The following is a 14,902-nucleotide window of genomic DNA, read 5'->3' on the forward strand; positions in this document are numbered from 1 at the left end:
TCCTTCGAATCCCATGCAAGCCTTGACCGCCCCCACAGGCGGCCGCGATCGCAACGCCGCGGTCTTGCCTCTACCCGCCTTCAACGACAACTACATCTGGGCCATCGTCCGCGGCGATGAAGCCGCCGTGGTCGATCCCGGCGACGCCGGCCCGGTGCTGCAATGGCTGGCCCAGAACGGCTTGAGACTGCGCGCCATTCTACTCACGCACCATCATGGCGACCATGTGGGCGGCGTACCGGAATTGTCCCGCATCGAGGGCATTACCGTATACGGCCCCGCGCATGAACAGCTGCCGCGCTGCGACGTGCGCCTGGCGCAGGGCGACCGCGTGGCGATCCCGGAACTGGACCTGGATCTGGCCGTGCTGGACGTGCCCGGGCACACCGCCGGCCATATCGCCTACTACGGCCGGGCGGCCGGCCAGGAGCAGGTTCTGTTCTGTGGCGACACCCTGTTTGCGGGGGGCTGCGGCCGTCTTTTCGAAGGCACTCCGGCGCAAATGCATGATTCTTTAGGGAAATTTGCTGTTTTACCGCCAGATACACAGGTTTTTTGCGCACACGAGTACACTCTAGCGAACTTGCGCTGGGCCTTGGCAGTCGATCCGGCCAACCGCAGCCTGCAACAGTGGCACCAGCAGGCCCAGCAATTACGAGCAGAAGGTCTTCCCACGCTTCCGTCCACCATCGGGCAGGAACGCGCGGCCAATCCGTTTTTGCGCACGCAAGAAGTTGAGGTCGTCCACGCCGCAGAGCGCTGGGCCGGCCGCAGCCACGCTACGCCGGTAGAGGTTTTTGCCTCCCTTCGTGAATGGAAGAACGATTTCAAGTGACAACCCGATGAATCTATCCCGACTCCTTCTGCCGCTCATGCTGGCAGTCCTCGCCGGTTGCGCAGGAACCAAAGCCCCCGATAGCAAGAACCTCACCACCAATTCGCAAGGGCGATACATCGCCCGCGACACGTCCCGGACGGTTGACCTGACCAACCCGCCCGCCGACGCCTGGGACCGCATCCGCCGCGGTTTCGCCATCCCCAACCTGAACACCGATCTCTCGCAGCAGTGGACCGAGTACTACGCGTCCCACCCCGAGTCGGTGCAGCGCATGGCGGAACGCGCAGGCAAATACCTGTACTTCATCGTCGACGAGATCAACCGCCGCGGCCTGCCGACAGAGCTGGCGCTGCTGCCCTTCGTCGAAAGCGCCTACAACCCGACCGCGCTGTCGCGCGCCCAGGCGTCCGGCCTGTGGCAGTTCGTGCCGGCCACGGGCCAGCACTTCAACCTGAAGCAGGACTGGTGGCGCGACGAGCGCCGCGACCCCATCGCCTCGACCAACGCGGCGCTGGATTACCTGGAAAAGCTGTTTGAAATGCAGGGCGACTGGTACCTGGCGCTGGCCTCGTACAACTGGGGCGAAGGCTCGGTGCAGCGCGCCATGGCCAAGAACGAGGCGGCCGGCCAGGGCACGGACTACCTGTCCCTGAACATGCCCGATGAAACCCGCAACTACGTGCCCAAGCTGCAGGCCATCAAGAACATCATCGCCGATCCGCAACGCTACGCGGTGGCCCTGCCCCCGGTGGGCAACACGCCCTACTTCGTGACGGTCCAGAAGAACAGCGACATCGACCTGGAAATCGCCGCCAAGCTGGCCGAAATGCCGCTGGACGAATTCAAGGCGCTGAACCCCTCGTTCAACCGTCCCGTGATCCGCGGCGACCACGGCCCCACCCTGCTGCTGCCGGCCGACCGCGTCGAGATCTTCAACGCCAACCTGACCAACTACAAGGGCGACCTCAGCGCCTGGAAGATCTACCATACGCGCCGCGGTGAATCCTACGCCTCGATCGCCAAGCGTTTCGGCGTGAGCGAAGCCACGCTGCGCCAGACCAACGACATCGGTTCGCGCCAGAAATCCGCCTCCGGCCAATCCCTGCTGGTGCCGGGCGAACCCGGCACGGGCGGCGTGCAGCTGGCCTCGCTGGCCACGCCGGTGGGCGCGCTGGACTCGACACCGTCGGACAACAAGGCCGCCGCCCCGCGCGGCCGCACCACCCAGGCGCCAGCCGCCCGCGTAGCCAGCGCCCGCCCCAATGTCCGCACCCACAAGGTACGCCAGGGCGACACGCTGTTCTCGCTGGCCAAGCAGTACGGCACCTCGGTCGACGCGCTGCGCGCGCTCAACAACATCAAGGGCAGCGCCCTGAAGGTCGGCTCGCAACTGCGCGTGCCGGGCACCAACGCCCGCGGCTGATCGGCGCTTGCATGAAAAAGGCGCGTCCCGCGGGACGCGCCTTTTTTATGTCCATCCGCCACCCGCTACCGCGGCTGCGCCGCGAACTGCGTACTCCATTGCGTCAGCTGGCCCGCCGTTACGCCCACGCCGCCGCACAGGATCACCGCCACCGATCGTGCGTTCTTCAGGAGATCCGAACCGCCGTCCAGCGCCGCAATCGAGGCGCCGCAGGCGGGCTCGACCAGAATGCGGTGCTCCAGCAGCACGTCCTCGCAGGCTGCCACCGCGGCGGCATCCGATACCACCACGCTCTCGATGGGATGCTCCTTCGCCAGTTCTAGCGCGCGCTCGCAGACCTGCCGCGCGCCCAATGAGGTCGCAATGGACCGGATCTCGGGCAACAGCACCGGCGCCCCCGCGCCCAGGGCCTGGGCATAGGAGTCGGCGCCGGCCGTCTCGGCCGCAATCACCGGCACTTCCGCCCAGCCATTGCGCCGCAGGCCTTCGACCACGCCGCATAGCAGCCCGCCGCCGCCGACCGAGCAGATGACCGCATCCGGCCGCCCGCCCTGCCGAGCCAGCTCGTCGATCATGGTCGCGTGCCCCTCCCACAGCAAAGGGTCGTCGAAGGGATGCAGGAACGCATCCGCCTCGGTCATGAGTTCCAGCGCGCGGGCATTGGCCTCCATCCAGGAGGCGCCATGCACCATGACCTCCGCCCCTTCGGAGCGGATCAGGCTCTTGGCGCGCTCCGAGGTCGTGGCGGGCACCACCACCGTCACCGGCGTGGCCAGCATGCGGCCGGCGTAGGCCACCGCATAACCGGCGTTGCCGCCGGACGAAGAGATGAAGCGCCGGGCCCCGCGGGATTTGTAGATCTGGCAGGCGTGGCCTATGCCGCGGGCCTTGAACGAGCCGCTGGGCTGCAGCGCCTCCATCTTCAGGCGCACGTCCTTGCCGCTGCGCAGGGAGAAGGCGCGGGATGCGAGCGCCGGGGTTTCGATATGGATTGCCATGTTCCGTTCTTCAAAAATGGGTGAATCAGGCCGCGCTGGCCACAACGCAGCAGACGTTGCCGGGCACGACGATGCCGGGATGGCGCTTGGCGAAGATGACGCCACTGGTCCCGTAAACCAGCTCGACCGGCGCGCGGCGCGGATCGAATGTCTGGTGGATGCGGCCCGCGGGCTGGCCGGCCTCGACGGCTTCGCCATGCCGATGGTAAGCCTCGAACACACCGCGTTCGGAGGCGATGACGTAGGACTTCGCGCCGCTGACCTTGCACAGGGGCGCTGGCTGCGCCGCCAGCGGCTGGGCGCAAGCCTGGTCCAGCACGCCCCAATGCGCCAGCACGCGCAGCGCGCCGGCGCGGCACAGCGCGAGCGCACTGTCCGTCACCGTGCCGCGTCCCGCCATCTCGGTGCTGACACAGGTAAGCCCCGCCGCCACGGCCGTGGCGACGCTGGTGCGGGTATCGCCCAGCGTGTCCAGCATCACGTTGAACGGCGCGCCGAAGGCCATTACGGCATCGATGTTGCGCTGGGTCTGCCCGGCGTCTTGCGACGGCTGGACCAGGGCGCTGGGAATGATGTCCAGCGACGAACCGCCGGAATGCAGGCTCAGGAACGCGTCGCCGCGCGAGAACAGCTCGTCGCTGACGTAGGCGGCGATCTGTTCCGTGATGCTGCCCGCATGGTCGCCGGGAAACGTGCGGTTCAGGTTCTTTCCGTCCAGCGGCGAGGTACGCAGGCCGGCTTCCGCTGCCGGCGCGTTGAGCGCGGGCATGACGATCAGGCGCCCCCGAATGCGGTCCAGCGGCAGGTCGCGGATGAATTCGCCCAGCACGATCTGGCCTTCGTACTCGTCGCCGTGGTTGCCGGCTTCCAGGATGACGGTGGGGCCGTCGCCATTGGCCAGCACCGCCATGGGTATGCGCACCGTGCCCCAGGCGTCTTCGTGCGGCGACTGCGGGATGTGCAGGAAGCCCGCCTGGCGTCCAGGCGCGTCGAGATCGATGTCGGTGAAGGCCGTCGCGCAGTGCGGGTTGCGTGCCGGCAGGTGCGCGACCCGCCGGTCACGCAATAACGGCGACTCGCGGAATGTCGGTTTCGTCATAGACCTTTTGGGTATACGTTATGGGGTTAAATCCGAAAATATAGGTATTTGACTGACCAGCAACAAATACTTTTGATGCTTGCTACATATGCCCGGGAGGCATGGCATGGAATTGAGACAGTTGCGCTACTTCGCAGCGGTGTGCGCAGCCGGCAGCGTGGCCGGCGCGGCGAAGGCGTTGCATATCGCCCAGCCCGCCCTGTCGCGCCAGATGATGGCGCTGGAAGAGGAATTCGGCGCGCAACTGCTGGTCCGGTTGCCGCGCGGCGTGGCGCTCACGCGCGCTGGCGAAGCGCTGCTCGCCCACGCGAAACTGATGCTGGCGGGTTCCGAAACCCTGCGGGCGCAGGTGGCGCTGGCGGCCAATGGCAAGGCAGGCTCGCTGAAGATCGGCATCATGCCCGGCTACAGCTGGCTGCCCGGCCTGGGACAGGCGATCGCGGCCCTGTCGCGCGCCTCGCCCGATACCGATGTACAGCTGGAATCCGGCCTGTCGGCCTGGCAGCTCGATGCGATCAAACGCCACGAGCTGGACGTGGGCGTCGTCGCCTGGCGCTCTCCGCTCGATGGCGAAGTGGAGGGAATGAAGATCTATGAAGACCGCATGCTGCTCGCCATGCCCGCGGCGGTGGCGCGCAACGTCGGCAAGATCCGCACGCTCAAGGACCTGGCGGGCCAGAAGTTCATCCTGTTCCCGCGCGCCGGATCGCCCTCGCACTATGACGCGCTGGTGCGCATCCTGAAGGCCGCCGGCATTCCGTTGACGCGCCCGGCCGCCGTGGCGACCGATCTTCCCACCATCCTCGGCCTGGTGTCGGCCGGCCTGGGCTGCGCCATCATTCCCGCCTCGTTCCGGCTGCATGGTCCGGCCGGCGTGGTCTTCAAGGAAATCGGCGGCATAGACCTGACGTTCGATCTGGAGTTGGTCTGGCGCGCCGACCAGCGCGATCCCTTGCTCGCCAGTTTCGTGCGCCTGTTTCCGCCGCTCTGAAAACCGTCCTAAAGGCTCATGCCGGTCGGATCCGTCCCAGGGATTTTCATATCGCGAAACCGCGCAAACTCCTTAAAATAGGCGGATTCCAGAGGGAAAAAATCAAAGGATAGAAATATGGGCTTTCTCGCCGGCAAGCGCATCCTGGTCACCGGGGTGCTTTCCAACCGATCCATCGCCTACGGCATCGCGCGCGCCTGTCACCAGCAAGGCGCCGAACTGGCGTTCACCTACGTGGGCGACCGCTTCAAGGACCGCGTAGGCGAATTCGCGGCCGAATTCGGCAGCAAGATCGTGCTGCCCTGCGATGTGGCCGAAGACAGCCAGATCGAAGGCGCCTTCGCCGAACTCGGCCAACACTGGGACGGCCTGGACGGCCTGGTGCACTCCATCGGTTTCGCCCCGCGCGAAGCCATCGCCGGCAACTTCCTCGACGGCCTGTCGCGTGAAGGTTTCCGCATCGCGCATGACATCTCGGCCTACAGCTTCGCCGCCATGGCCAAAGCCGCGCTGCCGCTGATGGAAGGCCGCAACGGCTCGGTGCTGACGCTGACCTACCTGGGCGCCGAACGCGTGGTTCCGAACTACAACACCATGGGCCTGGCCAAGGCCTCGCTGGAAGCCAGCGTGCGCTACCTGGCCACGGCGCTGGGCCCGCGCGGCATCCGCGCCAACGGCATTTCCGCCGGCCCCATCAAGACGCTGGCCGCCAGCGGCATCAAGGACTTCTCGGCCATTCTGAAGTTCGTGGAAGCCCAGGCTCCTCTGCGTCGCAACGTCACCATCGAAGACGTGGGCAACGTCGCCGCCTTCATGCTGTCGGACCTGGCCGCCGGCGTGACGGGCGAGATCACCCACGTGGATGCCGGTTTCTCGACCATCGTCCCGGGCATGGAAGACTGAATCCACCCGCGGCGGGGCCGCCGCCAGCCCCTGCCGCCGCAACCGGCCCCGTCAGGCCGGCTGCACCACCACGGTGGACACCTGCACGTCCACCGCCGTCATCAGCTTGTGCACCGGGCACTTCTCGGCCACCGCCAGCAGTTCGTCGATCTGCGCGTCGGACAGCTCGCCGTTCAGCGTCAGCTTGGCCGTCAGGCGGTAGATCCCCTTGCGCTCCTCGCTGGCGTCGCGCACCACTTCCACGCCCACCGATTCCAGCGGCAGGCCCTTGCGCTGCGCGTAGACCATCAAGGTCATGGCCTTGCAGCCGCCCAGGGCGGTGTCGAAGTAGTCGTGGGGGTCGGGGCCGGCGCCGGCAGGCTGGGGCATGTCCAGCGGCAGATCGTGGCCTTCGGCCGTGGCGGTGAATTGCAGCGTGTTGGGCGCATTTTGGCTCACGCGGATGCTCATGGGTCCTGTCTCCTGGTAACGGGGTCCTGACGGGCAGCCGCCGCGGCCGCCCCAGACCACGTTGTATCACCTGGCGGGCGCTCCAAGGACGTCGCCCGCGCAAGCAACTGACTGTAAGCTGAACTTCTGCCTCCCGCTCCGGTCGGATATCTCTATCCGCAATACCTGAGCAAACTTTAAAGGGGGCCGCATGAGCGCCAGACAACTTCTCGATCAACTGCTGCAGTCCGGGCAAGGGCTGCTGTCGGACACCACCAATCGCGTGCAGAACGCCACGGGCGGCAAGGGTTCGTCCTTCCTGACCGGCCTGGGCGGCGGCGCGTTGGGCGCGGGCGCGCTCGGACTGCTGCTGGGCAGCAAGAAGGCCCGCAAGATCGGCGGCAAGGTTGCCATGTACGGCGGCATGGCGGCGCTGGGCGCCCTGGCCTATCGCGCCTATGGCGACTGGCAACGCAGCCAGGCTGGCGCGCCGGCCGCTCCCCCGCAGACGCTGGACCGCCTGCCCGCGCCCCAGGCCGAGCAGCACAGCACGGCGGTGCTGACCGCCATGATCGGCGCGGCCAAGGCCGATGGCCACATCGGCCCGGAAGAACGCGCACTGCTCGAAACTGAACTATCCAAGCTGTCGTCGGACGCGCAAGACCGCCGCTGGCTTGAAGCCGAACTGTCGCGCCCCCTGGATCCGTCCGTGATCGCGCAAGCCGCGCAAACGCCGGAAATGGCGGCCGAGATGTACCTGGCCAGCCTGCTGGTGGTGGATGAGGAAAGCTATATGGAACGCGCCTATCTGGACGAACTGGCGCGCCAGCTCAAGTTGCAGCCGGGCCTGAAGGAACAGCTGGAACAGCACGCCCGGGCCGCCGCCGCGGCCTGAGTCCGGCCGGCCTGCGCCCGGCTCAGTCGGCGCGCAAGCCGATCGCCTGCGTCAGGGCGGTATATCGGTCAATATCCGCGTCGATCATGGCCTGGAATTCACGCGGGGTGCTGCTGGCGGGCGTAAAGCCCTGTTCGCGCAGCGCCGCCTGCACCTCGGGGCGCTGGACGATCTTCGCCACTGCCGCATTCAACTTGGCCACCACCGCGGGCGGCGTGGCCGCCGGCGCCAGCAGGCCATGCCACTGGTCCAGCGCGTAGCCGGGCACGCCCTGCTCGGCCACCGTCGGCACCGACGGCAACAGCGGCGAGCGCGCCGGCGAGGTCACGGCCAGCGCCCGCAACTTGCCGGCCGCAATCAAAGGCGCGGCGCTGGACGCGGTGACCACGCCCATTCCAACCTGGCCGGCGGTCACGTCGGTGAGCGCCGGTCCGCAACCTTTGTAAGGCACGTGCTGCAAAGGTGCGCCGGTGGCGCGCGACAGCATCTCGCCGGCCAGGTGTTGCGGCGTGCCGTTGCCGCAGGACGCGAACGGCAGCGGGCGGTCCGGCGTGGCGGCGGCCAGCGCATCGTCCAGGCTGCGCCAGGGCGAAACCGCCGGCACCACATACACCGACGGCACGAAGGCCACGTTGATGACCGCCGCAAAATCCTGCTTGGGCGAGAAGCCCAGATTGCTGTAGACCCCCGGATTGATCGCGAAGGAACTATTGACCATCAGCAGCGTATGGCCGTCGGCAGGCGCTTCGGCCACGGCGCGCGCGCCGATGTTGCCGCTGGCCCCAGGACGGTTTTCCACCACCACCGCCATGCCGAACTGCTCCTGCAGGCTGGCGCCGATGCGGCGCGCCAGCAGGTCGGTGCCGCCACCCGGCGGAAATGTCACCACGATGGTGATGGGGTGCGAAGGATAAGCGGCGTCCTTGGGCGCTTCGCCCGAGGGTGAATTGCCGCAGGCGGCCAGGGGCAAAACCAGGAATGCGAGAACAGAGCTAAGCAGGCGATTCATGATGCGGGCTTGCAAGCGTCCCTGCGCGGCATGCGCGCGGGGGCATGGGCAATGCCGGCCGGCGGCCGGCGGAAGGTCAGGCGTCCAGGCCAATGTCGAGCACCTTGGCGCTATGGGTGATCCAGCCCACCGCGATCTGGTCCACCCCGGTGGCCGCCACCGCCGCGGCGGTTTCGGGCGTGATGCGCCCCGAAGCCTCGGTGATGGCCCGGCCGCGCGCCATGGCCACGGCGCGGCGCAGATCGTCCAGGCTCATGTTGTCCAGCAGCACCACATCCACGCCCAGGGACAGCGCCGTTTCCAACTGCTCCAGCGTGTCCACTTCCAGTTCGATCTTGACCATGTGGCCGATGCCGGCGCGCGCCCGCTCGACCGCCGTCGCGACCCCGCCCGCCAGCGCGATGTGGTTGTCCTTAATCAGTACCGCGTCGTCCAGGCCGTGGCGGTGATTGCTGCCGCCGCCGACACGCACCGCGTACTTCTGCACGGCGCGCAGGCCCGGCATGGTCTTGCGGGTGCAGGTAACGCGGGCGCCGTAGCCTTCGATGGCGCGGGCGATGGACGCAGTGGCGCTGGCCACGCCGCTCAGATGGCACAGGAAGTTCAGCGCTACGCGCTCAGCCGTCAGCATGGCGCGGGCGTTACCGCTGATGCGGGCGATTTCCGCGCCTGGCTGCAATTCGCTGCCGTCGCGCAGCGCAACGTCGAACTTGATGCCCGGGTCCATGGCGCGAAACGCCAGGCGGGCCAGGTCCAGCCCGGCCAGCACGCCTTCCTGGCGCGCGACCAGACGGGTCTGCGCCGTGGCGTCGGCGGGCACGATGGCGTCGGTGGTCAGGTCCCCGGCGCGTCCCAGGTCCTCGAGCAAGGCCGCGCGCACCAGCGGCTCCAGCATGACTTCCGGCAGAGGGGGAACGGGCAGTCGGGCGATGGTCATAGGCGCTTCGGCTTTAATGCTCATTTTGAGTATTTACCAATTAAAAAAAGGCGCGGAGATTGCGCACCACTTATGCTAGAGACGAGCATAAGGCTTGTCAAGCGTCAGCCATTTTCCGTCCAGTTTGAAATAGCTTGTGTGATCGATTAAATCTTAATCACTGTGATTATTTCGAGATCATTAGCGTGTCATCGAGTCCGAAATCTGCCTCGCGCTGATCACGGCGTCGCCAGGAGCAGGGCAAGATCAAGTTCTTAGACCAACCCGCGTATTGGCGAACAACTGTTCCAATTCGAACCACGAGAGGTGAGAAGAATCCTGGTTGGAGAGTACGAGATTCGCTACGAAAACCAGGATGCGGTTGTCCACGTGCTGCGGCTGTGGCACACCCGCGAGAACCGCTAAAACTCTTGGGTGACTTGGACTCTCAAGCGTGATGCATCTCAACGTCACATCGCCCGAGACAGCGGCAACTTGCTCCCTGCAATAGCGCGCTCCAGCAGCACGTCACGACGAAAACGGAACAGCTTGGCCGGCCTGCCGGCCGTGCCCGTGGCCATTTCGCCCGTCTCTTCGACCAGCGCCTGCTGCTCGATGAGGCGGCGGAAATTCTGCTTGTGCAGGCCGCGCCCGGCCAGCGCCTCCACGGCCAACTGCAATTGCAGCAGGGTGAACTGCGCGGGCATCAACTCGAACACCACGGGGCGGTACTTGATCTTGGCGCGCAGCCGCGCGATGCCGGTGGCCAGGATGCGACGGTGGTCGTGGCGCATGGGTTCGCCCGGCACCACGGCGCCCTTGCCCCCGCGCCGGGCCGCTTCGGGCACCAGCCCCGCTTCGAACAGCAGCTCGTAGCGCTGCAGCACCATGTCCTCGTTCCAGGGCGAGCCGTCCAGTCCGAAGGTGATAGCGGCGCGTTGGCGGCGGCGCATGCGCACGGCCGCATCGCTACTGTCTTCGCACCAGGCGGCCAGACGCGGGACGATTATTTCTTCCACCAGCGCGGGCGTGCCCGTGCGCTGGTCTTCCCAAGGGAAGTAGCGGTACCAATCCTGCCAGCCGACTTGCGCCACGCCGGTCTCGCCCGCCTCGCGCGTCAGGCCCAGGTAGCTGACCGACATCACACGCGCGCCCGATTCATCGGAGCGGTCGCCGTCGGCGAAGGTGTAGAGCTGCTCCACGTAACCCAGCGGGTGATGGGTCTGCTCCTCCACCCAGGCGCGCAGCCCGGCCTGCAGCGAACGGTGCGACAGCTTGAAGGGACCGGCCGGCAAGGCGCGCGCATCGTCGGTCGTCAGCACCCGCGGCTCGCCGTTGGTGACGGCGACCAGCACGGCAACGAGTTCAGCATGGACGGAGCGTTCGACGGATTCAGTCAAGGTAGGCGTATGGAAAGTGAGAAACCGGGCGGCTTGCGGCAAGCCGCGAGGCGTCGGAAATTATAAGGGTCGGGCTCCTGCAACAGCCCCTTGCAAACGTGACAGGCATTCCTGCTCCCAGCCGGCCGCACGGCCCTAAGATGGAAGTGGCAACCAGGCGCGTCGCCATCCCGGGACGCCCGCAAGCGGAGCAGACATCATGTTGAAAACCGCCCCCGATCCGCAGGCGGCCAAGGCCGCTGAAACGGAACAACCCGTCGCCGTCGACCCGCGCAAAGGCACCGAAATCCTGCCGATGGCGGACCACAGCAAAGAGGTCGCCGGCATGCCAAGGCGCGGACGCGCCATGGCGGAACCTGGCGAACCCGGCATCATCACCCCGGAAGATGACGTGCTGGATACGTCTTACGAAAACCGCAAGAGCTGAGCCGACGCGATGGCCAGATGATACGCGAGCCCGAGCGCGGCCCCTGCCGCGCTCAGGTCGCGTCCGGCTGCGCCTGGAAACCGCGCGCCAGGATCTCCACGAAGGCCTCGGTCACCGACGACGGCGCGGTCTGCGCGGGGTAAGCCATGCTGACGCGCACCGGCAGGCGCGGCGTGAACGGCCGTATCGCCAAACGGTCCGCGAACACCGCGGCGATGTAGGGATTGACCACGCCCAGGCCGCTGCCGGCGGCAGCCAGCGCGCAGATGGTGGATGAATAGGTGGTCTCGATTTCCGAGGCGGGCTGCGCCTGATGTTCCTGCATCGCGCCGCGCAGCTGCAGATAGACGTCGTCATCCGCGTTCAGCACCAGCAGACGGCGCCCGTCCAGGTCCATGATGTCGACGGACGGCTGCGCGGCCAGCGGATGGTCGGGCCGCATCACGCAAACCGCCGCGCTTTCGTGCAAGGCCTGCATTTCCAGCTGTGCGCCGTCCATGGGCGCCGTAGTCACCACCAGGTCGTAGGTGCCGTGCAGCAACCCTTCCCGCAGATACTGGCTGCCCACGGTCTGCATGTTGATGTGGACCTCGGGATAGCGCTGCGCGAAGGTCTCGATCGCGCCGGGCAGCACGCCCAGGCCCAGCGCCGGGGTGCAGGCCAGCCGCAGCACGCCGCTGCCGCTGCGCCGCATCGCAGCAACGCGGTCCTCGATGCGCTCCAGCCCCACGAAGTGCCGCTGCACGGTATCGAACAGATCCTTGGCCTCGCGCGTGGGCCGCAAGCGGCCGCGCTCCATGTCGAACAGCTTCAGGCCGCTGGCCTGCTGCACCTGCGCCAGCAGCCGGCTGACCGAGGGCTGGGTGGTGCGCAGCATCTGCGCCGCGCCGGTAGTGGTGCCGGCCAGCATGACCGCATGGAAGGCTTCGATCTGGCGGAAATTCAGGGGTCGGCTCATGGCGGGCAATGTATAGCAAACTTGCATAGCCTATGTTGAAAAAAGAATTTTTTCAAATACATGAGGACTCCTACACTGGTTTTCCCAAGGGCGCCGCCAGATGCGCCCCCGCACTACCCAACCTTCCAGGGGAAACCACATGAACCTCCGCCGCTCCTGGCGCCAACTCCTGCAAACGCTGTGCCTGAGCCTGACGGCAGCCTCCCTGCCGCTGGCCGCGCACGCGCAAGCCAACTATCCCGACCGCCCGGTGCGCATCATCGTGCCCTTCACCGCGGGCGGCAGCTCCGATATCCAGGGACGGCTGTTGGCCGAACACCTGGGCAAGCTCTACGGCCAGTCGGTAGTGGTGGAAAACCGCCCCGGCGCGGGCGGGCACATCGGCGGCAAGTTCGTCGCCGACTCGGGGCCGGACGGCTATACGCTGCTGCTGGGCTCCATCGGCCTGCATGCCACCTACGGGGTCTACAAGAACCTCAACTACCAACCCGCCCGCGATCTGAAGCTGATCACCATCGTGGCCGAGATGCCGCACGTGGTGGTGGCCAACCCCGCGCTGGAAGCCAACACCCTGGCCGAACTCACCGCGCTGGCAAAGGCCAAGCCGGAAACGCTGCACTTCGGCTCGGCCGGCGTGGGCTCGTCCGTGCACATGGTGGGCGAGCTCTACAAGATGGCCGCGCAGGCGCCCATCGTGCACATCCCGTACCGCGGCAGCTCGGCCGCCACCAACGACCTGCTGGGCGGCCAGATCCAGTTGCTGTTCGAGAACGTGCCCACCACCATCGGCTACATCCAGGCCAAGAAGCTGAAGGCGCTGGCCATCACCGGCGCCACGCGCTCGCCAGCCCTGCCCGACGTCCCCACCGCCGCCGAAGCAGGCCTGCCCGGCCTGACCGTGACGTCCTGGACCACGCTGGCCGCCAGCAAGGACGTACCGGACGCGCTGATCGAAAAGATCAGCGCCGACCTGCGCCGCGTCTACGCCGACCCGGCATTCCGCGAAGGCCTGGAGCGCCTGGGCATGACTCCTGTGGGCAACAGCCCCGCCGACGCGCGCGCCTTCGTCGAACGCGAACGCGCCCGCTGGAACAAGGTCATCGAAACCGAACACATCACTGCGGGCTGAACGCCCGGGGCGGCGCCTGCGCCGCCCTTTTTTCTTTCCGACTTCCTCTTTGCCCTGCCATCCATGAACCGCATGCTCGCCACGCCCATCGCCTGCCGCCGCCTGGGCGCCACGCCGCACCATCATTTCTTCGGCTACTACAACAAAACCGTCTGGCATCGCGACGGCCGCTATCTGCTGGCCAACCGCACGCCGTTCAAGGACGCGCGGCTCACGCCCGAGTTGAGCGCCGAGGTGGGTTACTTCGATCTCCAGGACGGCGACCGCTACCACGCCGTGGGCAGCACCACGGCCTGGAACTGGCAGATGGGCTGCCAACTGCAATGGCTGGACGGCGAGTCCGAGCCGCAGATGATCTACAACTGCCGCCGCGACGACGACAGCGGCTTCTATCCGGGCTTCCGCTCCGCGGTCCACAACGTCGCCACCGGCCAGACGCGCCACCTGCCGCTGCCCATCTACGTGGCCGCGCCCAACAGCCGCTACGCGCTCTGCGTGGATTACCGCCGCCTCTACATCACGCACGAGACCATCGGCTACAGCGAACACGCGCCCGGCCCCGTGGACTACGCCCCAGCCGACGACGGCATCCACAGCATGGACCTGGAAAGCGGCGCGCACCGCCTGCTGGTCAGCTACGCCGACCTGCGCAACTTCCATCCGCGCGACTCGATGGAGCGCGCCATCCACTGGGTCAGCCATATCGAGATCAATCCTTCGTCCTCCCGCATCCTGTTCCTGCACCGCTGGACCGAACGCGTCAAGGACGAGACCTGCTTTCTGCACCGGCTGATCACCATGAACGCCGACGGCAGCGACATGCGCCTGCTGGAATGCTCCGACCATCCGCTGCCGCAACTGGCCGACGACTTCGATCCCGGCGCGGTCGGCACGTTCGACTACGAGAAATCCGAATACCAGATCTCGCACCCGCTGTGGCGCGACGACCAGACCATCATCGTTTGGGGCCCGCATGACGGCAGCATCCACTACCACCTCTACCGCGATGCGCCCGGCGGCGCGGTCCAGGTCGTGGGCGACGGCGTGCTGACGGAGAACGGCCACATGACCTACTCTCCCGTGAACACGCGCTGGCTGCTCAGTGACACCTATCCGGACTCGACCACGCACGAGCGCATCCTGTTCCTCTACGACATGCAGACCGGCCTGCGCCATTCGCTGGGCAGCTTCTACGCCGATCCCAATCTGTCCAAGGAAAACCGCTGCGACCTGCATCCGCGCTGGAGCCGCGACGGCACGCAGGTCTGCATCGACTCCGTGCACGAAGGCGAGCGGCAGATGTATGTGCTGGACGTCACGCCCATCGTCGGGCCGCAAGACTGACAATCGCAACGCCGCCGCCTCAACCGGAATTCCGATCACGGACTCGGTCAGGCGGCGGACTACCCACTTAACCATAAGGACTTCACACTATCGTCACCCCGTTGTAACGACCGACCTTTAACCTCGCTTTCGTTTTGCTTACA

15 protein-coding genes and 1 pseudogene are annotated in these 14,902 nt (G+C 66.7%); 9 read left to right on the forward strand and 7 right to left on the reverse strand.

The annotated features are described in order from the left end of the window. The first annotated feature begins 13 nt into the window (after positions 1 to 13). Both gloB and IB268_RS28765 read left to right on the forward strand, forming a co-directional pair. A complete protein-coding gene (gene gloB, locus IB268_RS28760; protein WP_192355189.1) occupies positions 14 to 835 on the forward strand; it encodes a hydroxyacylglutathione hydrolase in 822 nt (273 codons plus the stop codon). A 7-nt stretch (positions 836 to 842) separates the two neighbouring features. Further along, positions 843 to 2,261, forward strand: coding sequence for a transglycosylase SLT domain-containing protein (locus IB268_RS28765; protein WP_054458438.1), 1,419 nt, complete (start codon positions 843 to 845; stop codon positions 2,259 to 2,261). 65 nt (positions 2,262 to 2,326) lie between these two features. On the opposite strand, the gene IB268_RS28770 is transcribed toward IB268_RS28765, so the two are convergent. Together IB268_RS28770 and IB268_RS28775 are read right to left on the reverse strand one after the other, a co-directional pair. After that, positions 2,327 to 3,259, reverse strand: coding sequence for a pyridoxal-phosphate dependent enzyme (locus tag IB268_RS28770; protein ID WP_192355190.1), 933 nt, complete (start codon positions 3,257 to 3,259; stop codon positions 2,327 to 2,329). 25 nt (positions 3,260 to 3,284) lie between these two features. Next, positions 3,285 to 4,358 carry a succinylglutamate desuccinylase/aspartoacylase family protein gene (locus IB268_RS28775; RefSeq protein ID WP_054458434.1) on the reverse strand — a complete coding sequence of 358 codons (1,074 nt, stop codon included), beginning with the start codon at positions 4,356 to 4,358 and terminating at the stop codon, positions 3,285 to 3,287. 106 nt (positions 4,359 to 4,464) lie between these two features. On the opposite strand from IB268_RS28775, the gene IB268_RS28780 reads away from it, so the two are divergent. After that, the gene (locus IB268_RS28780) at positions 4,465 to 5,349 is read left to right on the forward strand and encodes a LysR family transcriptional regulator (protein ID WP_192355191.1); all 885 of its coding nucleotides are present in this window, start codon (positions 4,465 to 4,467) and stop codon (positions 5,347 to 5,349) included. A 117-nt stretch (positions 5,350 to 5,466) separates the two neighbouring features. Next, positions 5,467 to 6,252 (forward strand): enoyl-ACP reductase FabI, encoded by a 786-nt coding sequence (fabI, locus tag IB268_RS28785; RefSeq protein WP_013391441.1) that lies wholly within the window; start codon positions 5,467 to 5,469, stop codon positions 6,250 to 6,252. A gap of 51 nt (positions 6,253 to 6,303) precedes the next feature. On the opposite strand, the gene IB268_RS28790 is transcribed toward fabI, so the two are convergent. Continuing rightward, entirely contained in the window at positions 6,304 to 6,702 is a 399-nt protein-coding gene (locus IB268_RS28790; RefSeq protein ID WP_054458431.1) for an OsmC family protein, read from the reverse strand. A gap of 190 nt (positions 6,703 to 6,892) precedes the next feature. Between IB268_RS28790 and IB268_RS28795 the strand changes: the two genes are divergently transcribed. Next, entirely contained in the window at positions 6,893 to 7,576 is a 684-nt protein-coding gene (locus IB268_RS28795) for a tellurite resistance TerB family protein (RefSeq protein ID WP_054458430.1), read from the forward strand. A gap of 22 nt (positions 7,577 to 7,598) precedes the next feature. Here IB268_RS28795 and IB268_RS28800 read toward each other — a convergent pair whose 3' ends face one another. Beyond that, a complete protein-coding gene (locus tag IB268_RS28800; RefSeq protein WP_054458428.1) occupies positions 7,599 to 8,585 on the reverse strand; it encodes a tripartite tricarboxylate transporter substrate binding protein in 987 nt (328 codons plus the stop codon). Between the two features lie 76 nt (positions 8,586 to 8,661). After that, positions 8,662 to 9,546 (reverse strand): carboxylating nicotinate-nucleotide diphosphorylase, encoded by an 885-nt coding sequence (gene nadC, locus IB268_RS28805; protein ID WP_119450693.1) that lies wholly within the window; start codon positions 9,544 to 9,546, stop codon positions 8,662 to 8,664. 234 nt (positions 9,547 to 9,780) lie between these two features. Between nadC and IB268_RS28810 the strand changes: the two are divergent. After that, positions 9,781 to 9,927 (forward strand): annotated as a pseudogene (locus IB268_RS28810) (type II toxin-antitoxin system RelE/ParE family toxin); the annotation flags it as partial. Positions 9,928 to 9,971: 44 nt separating this feature from the next. On the opposite strand, the gene IB268_RS28815 reads toward IB268_RS28810, so the two are convergent. Then, positions 9,972 to 10,901: a hypothetical protein gene (locus tag IB268_RS28815; RefSeq protein ID WP_054458550.1), complete on the reverse strand. Its 930-nt coding sequence runs from the start codon at positions 10,899 to 10,901 to the stop codon at positions 9,972 to 9,974. 199 nt (positions 10,902 to 11,100) lie between these two features. Here IB268_RS28815 and IB268_RS28820 point away from each other — a divergent pair, with 199 nt between their 5' ends. Next, the gene (locus IB268_RS28820) at positions 11,101 to 11,328 is read left to right on the forward strand and encodes a hypothetical protein (protein ID WP_054458424.1); all 228 of its coding nucleotides are present in this window, start codon (positions 11,101 to 11,103) and stop codon (positions 11,326 to 11,328) included. A gap of 52 nt (positions 11,329 to 11,380) precedes the next feature. Here the strand turns inward: IB268_RS28820 and IB268_RS28825 are convergent, their stop codons facing one another. Next, a complete protein-coding gene (locus tag IB268_RS28825) occupies positions 11,381 to 12,286 on the reverse strand; it encodes a LysR substrate-binding domain-containing protein (RefSeq protein WP_054458422.1) in 906 nt (301 codons plus the stop codon). A 139-nt stretch (positions 12,287 to 12,425) separates the two neighbouring features. Between IB268_RS28825 and IB268_RS28830 the strand changes: the two genes are divergently transcribed. Continuing rightward, positions 12,426 to 13,415, forward strand: a complete 990-nt coding sequence (locus IB268_RS28830) for a tripartite tricarboxylate transporter substrate binding protein (protein WP_192355192.1) — start codon at positions 12,426 to 12,428, stop codon at positions 13,413 to 13,415. 63 nt (positions 13,416 to 13,478) lie between these two features. Then, positions 13,479 to 14,759, forward strand: a complete 1,281-nt coding sequence (locus IB268_RS28835) for a hypothetical protein (RefSeq protein ID WP_192355193.1) — start codon at positions 13,479 to 13,481, stop codon at positions 14,757 to 14,759. Positions 14,760 to 14,902 lie beyond the last annotated feature (143 nt).

The sequence above is a fragment of the Achromobacter sp. ACM01 genome, assembly GCF_014851745.1.
GTDB classification, from domain to species: Bacteria; Pseudomonadota; Gammaproteobacteria; order Burkholderiales; family Burkholderiaceae_B; genus Achromobacter; species Achromobacter aegrifaciens.

What these genes read in the sequence shown, in the direction of transcription:
- IB268_RS28795 (WP_054458430.1), top strand. Translation starts at nt 6,893, where the DNA reads ATGAGCGCCAGACAACTTCTCGATCAACTGCTGCAGTCCGGGCAAGGG.
- IB268_RS28825 (WP_054458422.1), bottom strand. Translation starts at nt 12,286, where the DNA reads ATGAGCCGACCCCTGAATTTCCGCCAGATCGAAGCCTTCCATGCGGTC.
- IB268_RS28770 (WP_192355190.1), bottom strand. Translation starts at nt 3,259, where the DNA reads ATGGCAATCCATATCGAAACCCCGGCGCTCGCATCCCGCGCCTTCTCC.
- IB268_RS28780 (WP_192355191.1), top strand. Translation starts at nt 4,465, where the DNA reads ATGGAATTGAGACAGTTGCGCTACTTCGCAGCGGTGTGCGCAGCCGGC.
- IB268_RS28790 (WP_054458431.1), bottom strand. Translation starts at nt 6,702, where the DNA reads ATGAGCATCCGCGTGAGCCAAAATGCGCCCAACACGCTGCAATTCACC.
- IB268_RS28835 (WP_192355193.1), top strand. Translation starts at nt 13,479, where the DNA reads ATGAACCGCATGCTCGCCACGCCCATCGCCTGCCGCCGCCTGGGCGCC.
- IB268_RS28820 (WP_054458424.1), top strand. Translation starts at nt 11,101, where the DNA reads ATGTTGAAAACCGCCCCCGATCCGCAGGCGGCCAAGGCCGCTGAAACG.
- IB268_RS28765 (WP_054458438.1), top strand. Translation starts at nt 843, where the DNA reads ATGAATCTATCCCGACTCCTTCTGCCGCTCATGCTGGCAGTCCTCGCC.
- IB268_RS28830 (WP_192355192.1), top strand. Translation starts at nt 12,426, where the DNA reads ATGAACCTCCGCCGCTCCTGGCGCCAACTCCTGCAAACGCTGTGCCTG.
- gloB (WP_192355189.1), top strand. Translation starts at nt 14, where the DNA reads ATGCAAGCCTTGACCGCCCCCACAGGCGGCCGCGATCGCAACGCCGCG.
- nadC (WP_119450693.1), bottom strand. Translation starts at nt 9,546, where the DNA reads ATGAGCATTAAAGCCGAAGCGCCTATGACCATCGCCCGACTGCCCGTT.
- IB268_RS28800 (WP_054458428.1), bottom strand. Translation starts at nt 8,585, where the DNA reads ATGAATCGCCTGCTTAGCTCTGTTCTCGCATTCCTGGTTTTGCCCCTG.
- fabI (WP_013391441.1), top strand. Translation starts at nt 5,467, where the DNA reads ATGGGCTTTCTCGCCGGCAAGCGCATCCTGGTCACCGGGGTGCTTTCC.
- IB268_RS28775 (WP_054458434.1), bottom strand. Translation starts at nt 4,358, where the DNA reads ATGACGAAACCGACATTCCGCGAGTCGCCGTTATTGCGTGACCGGCGG.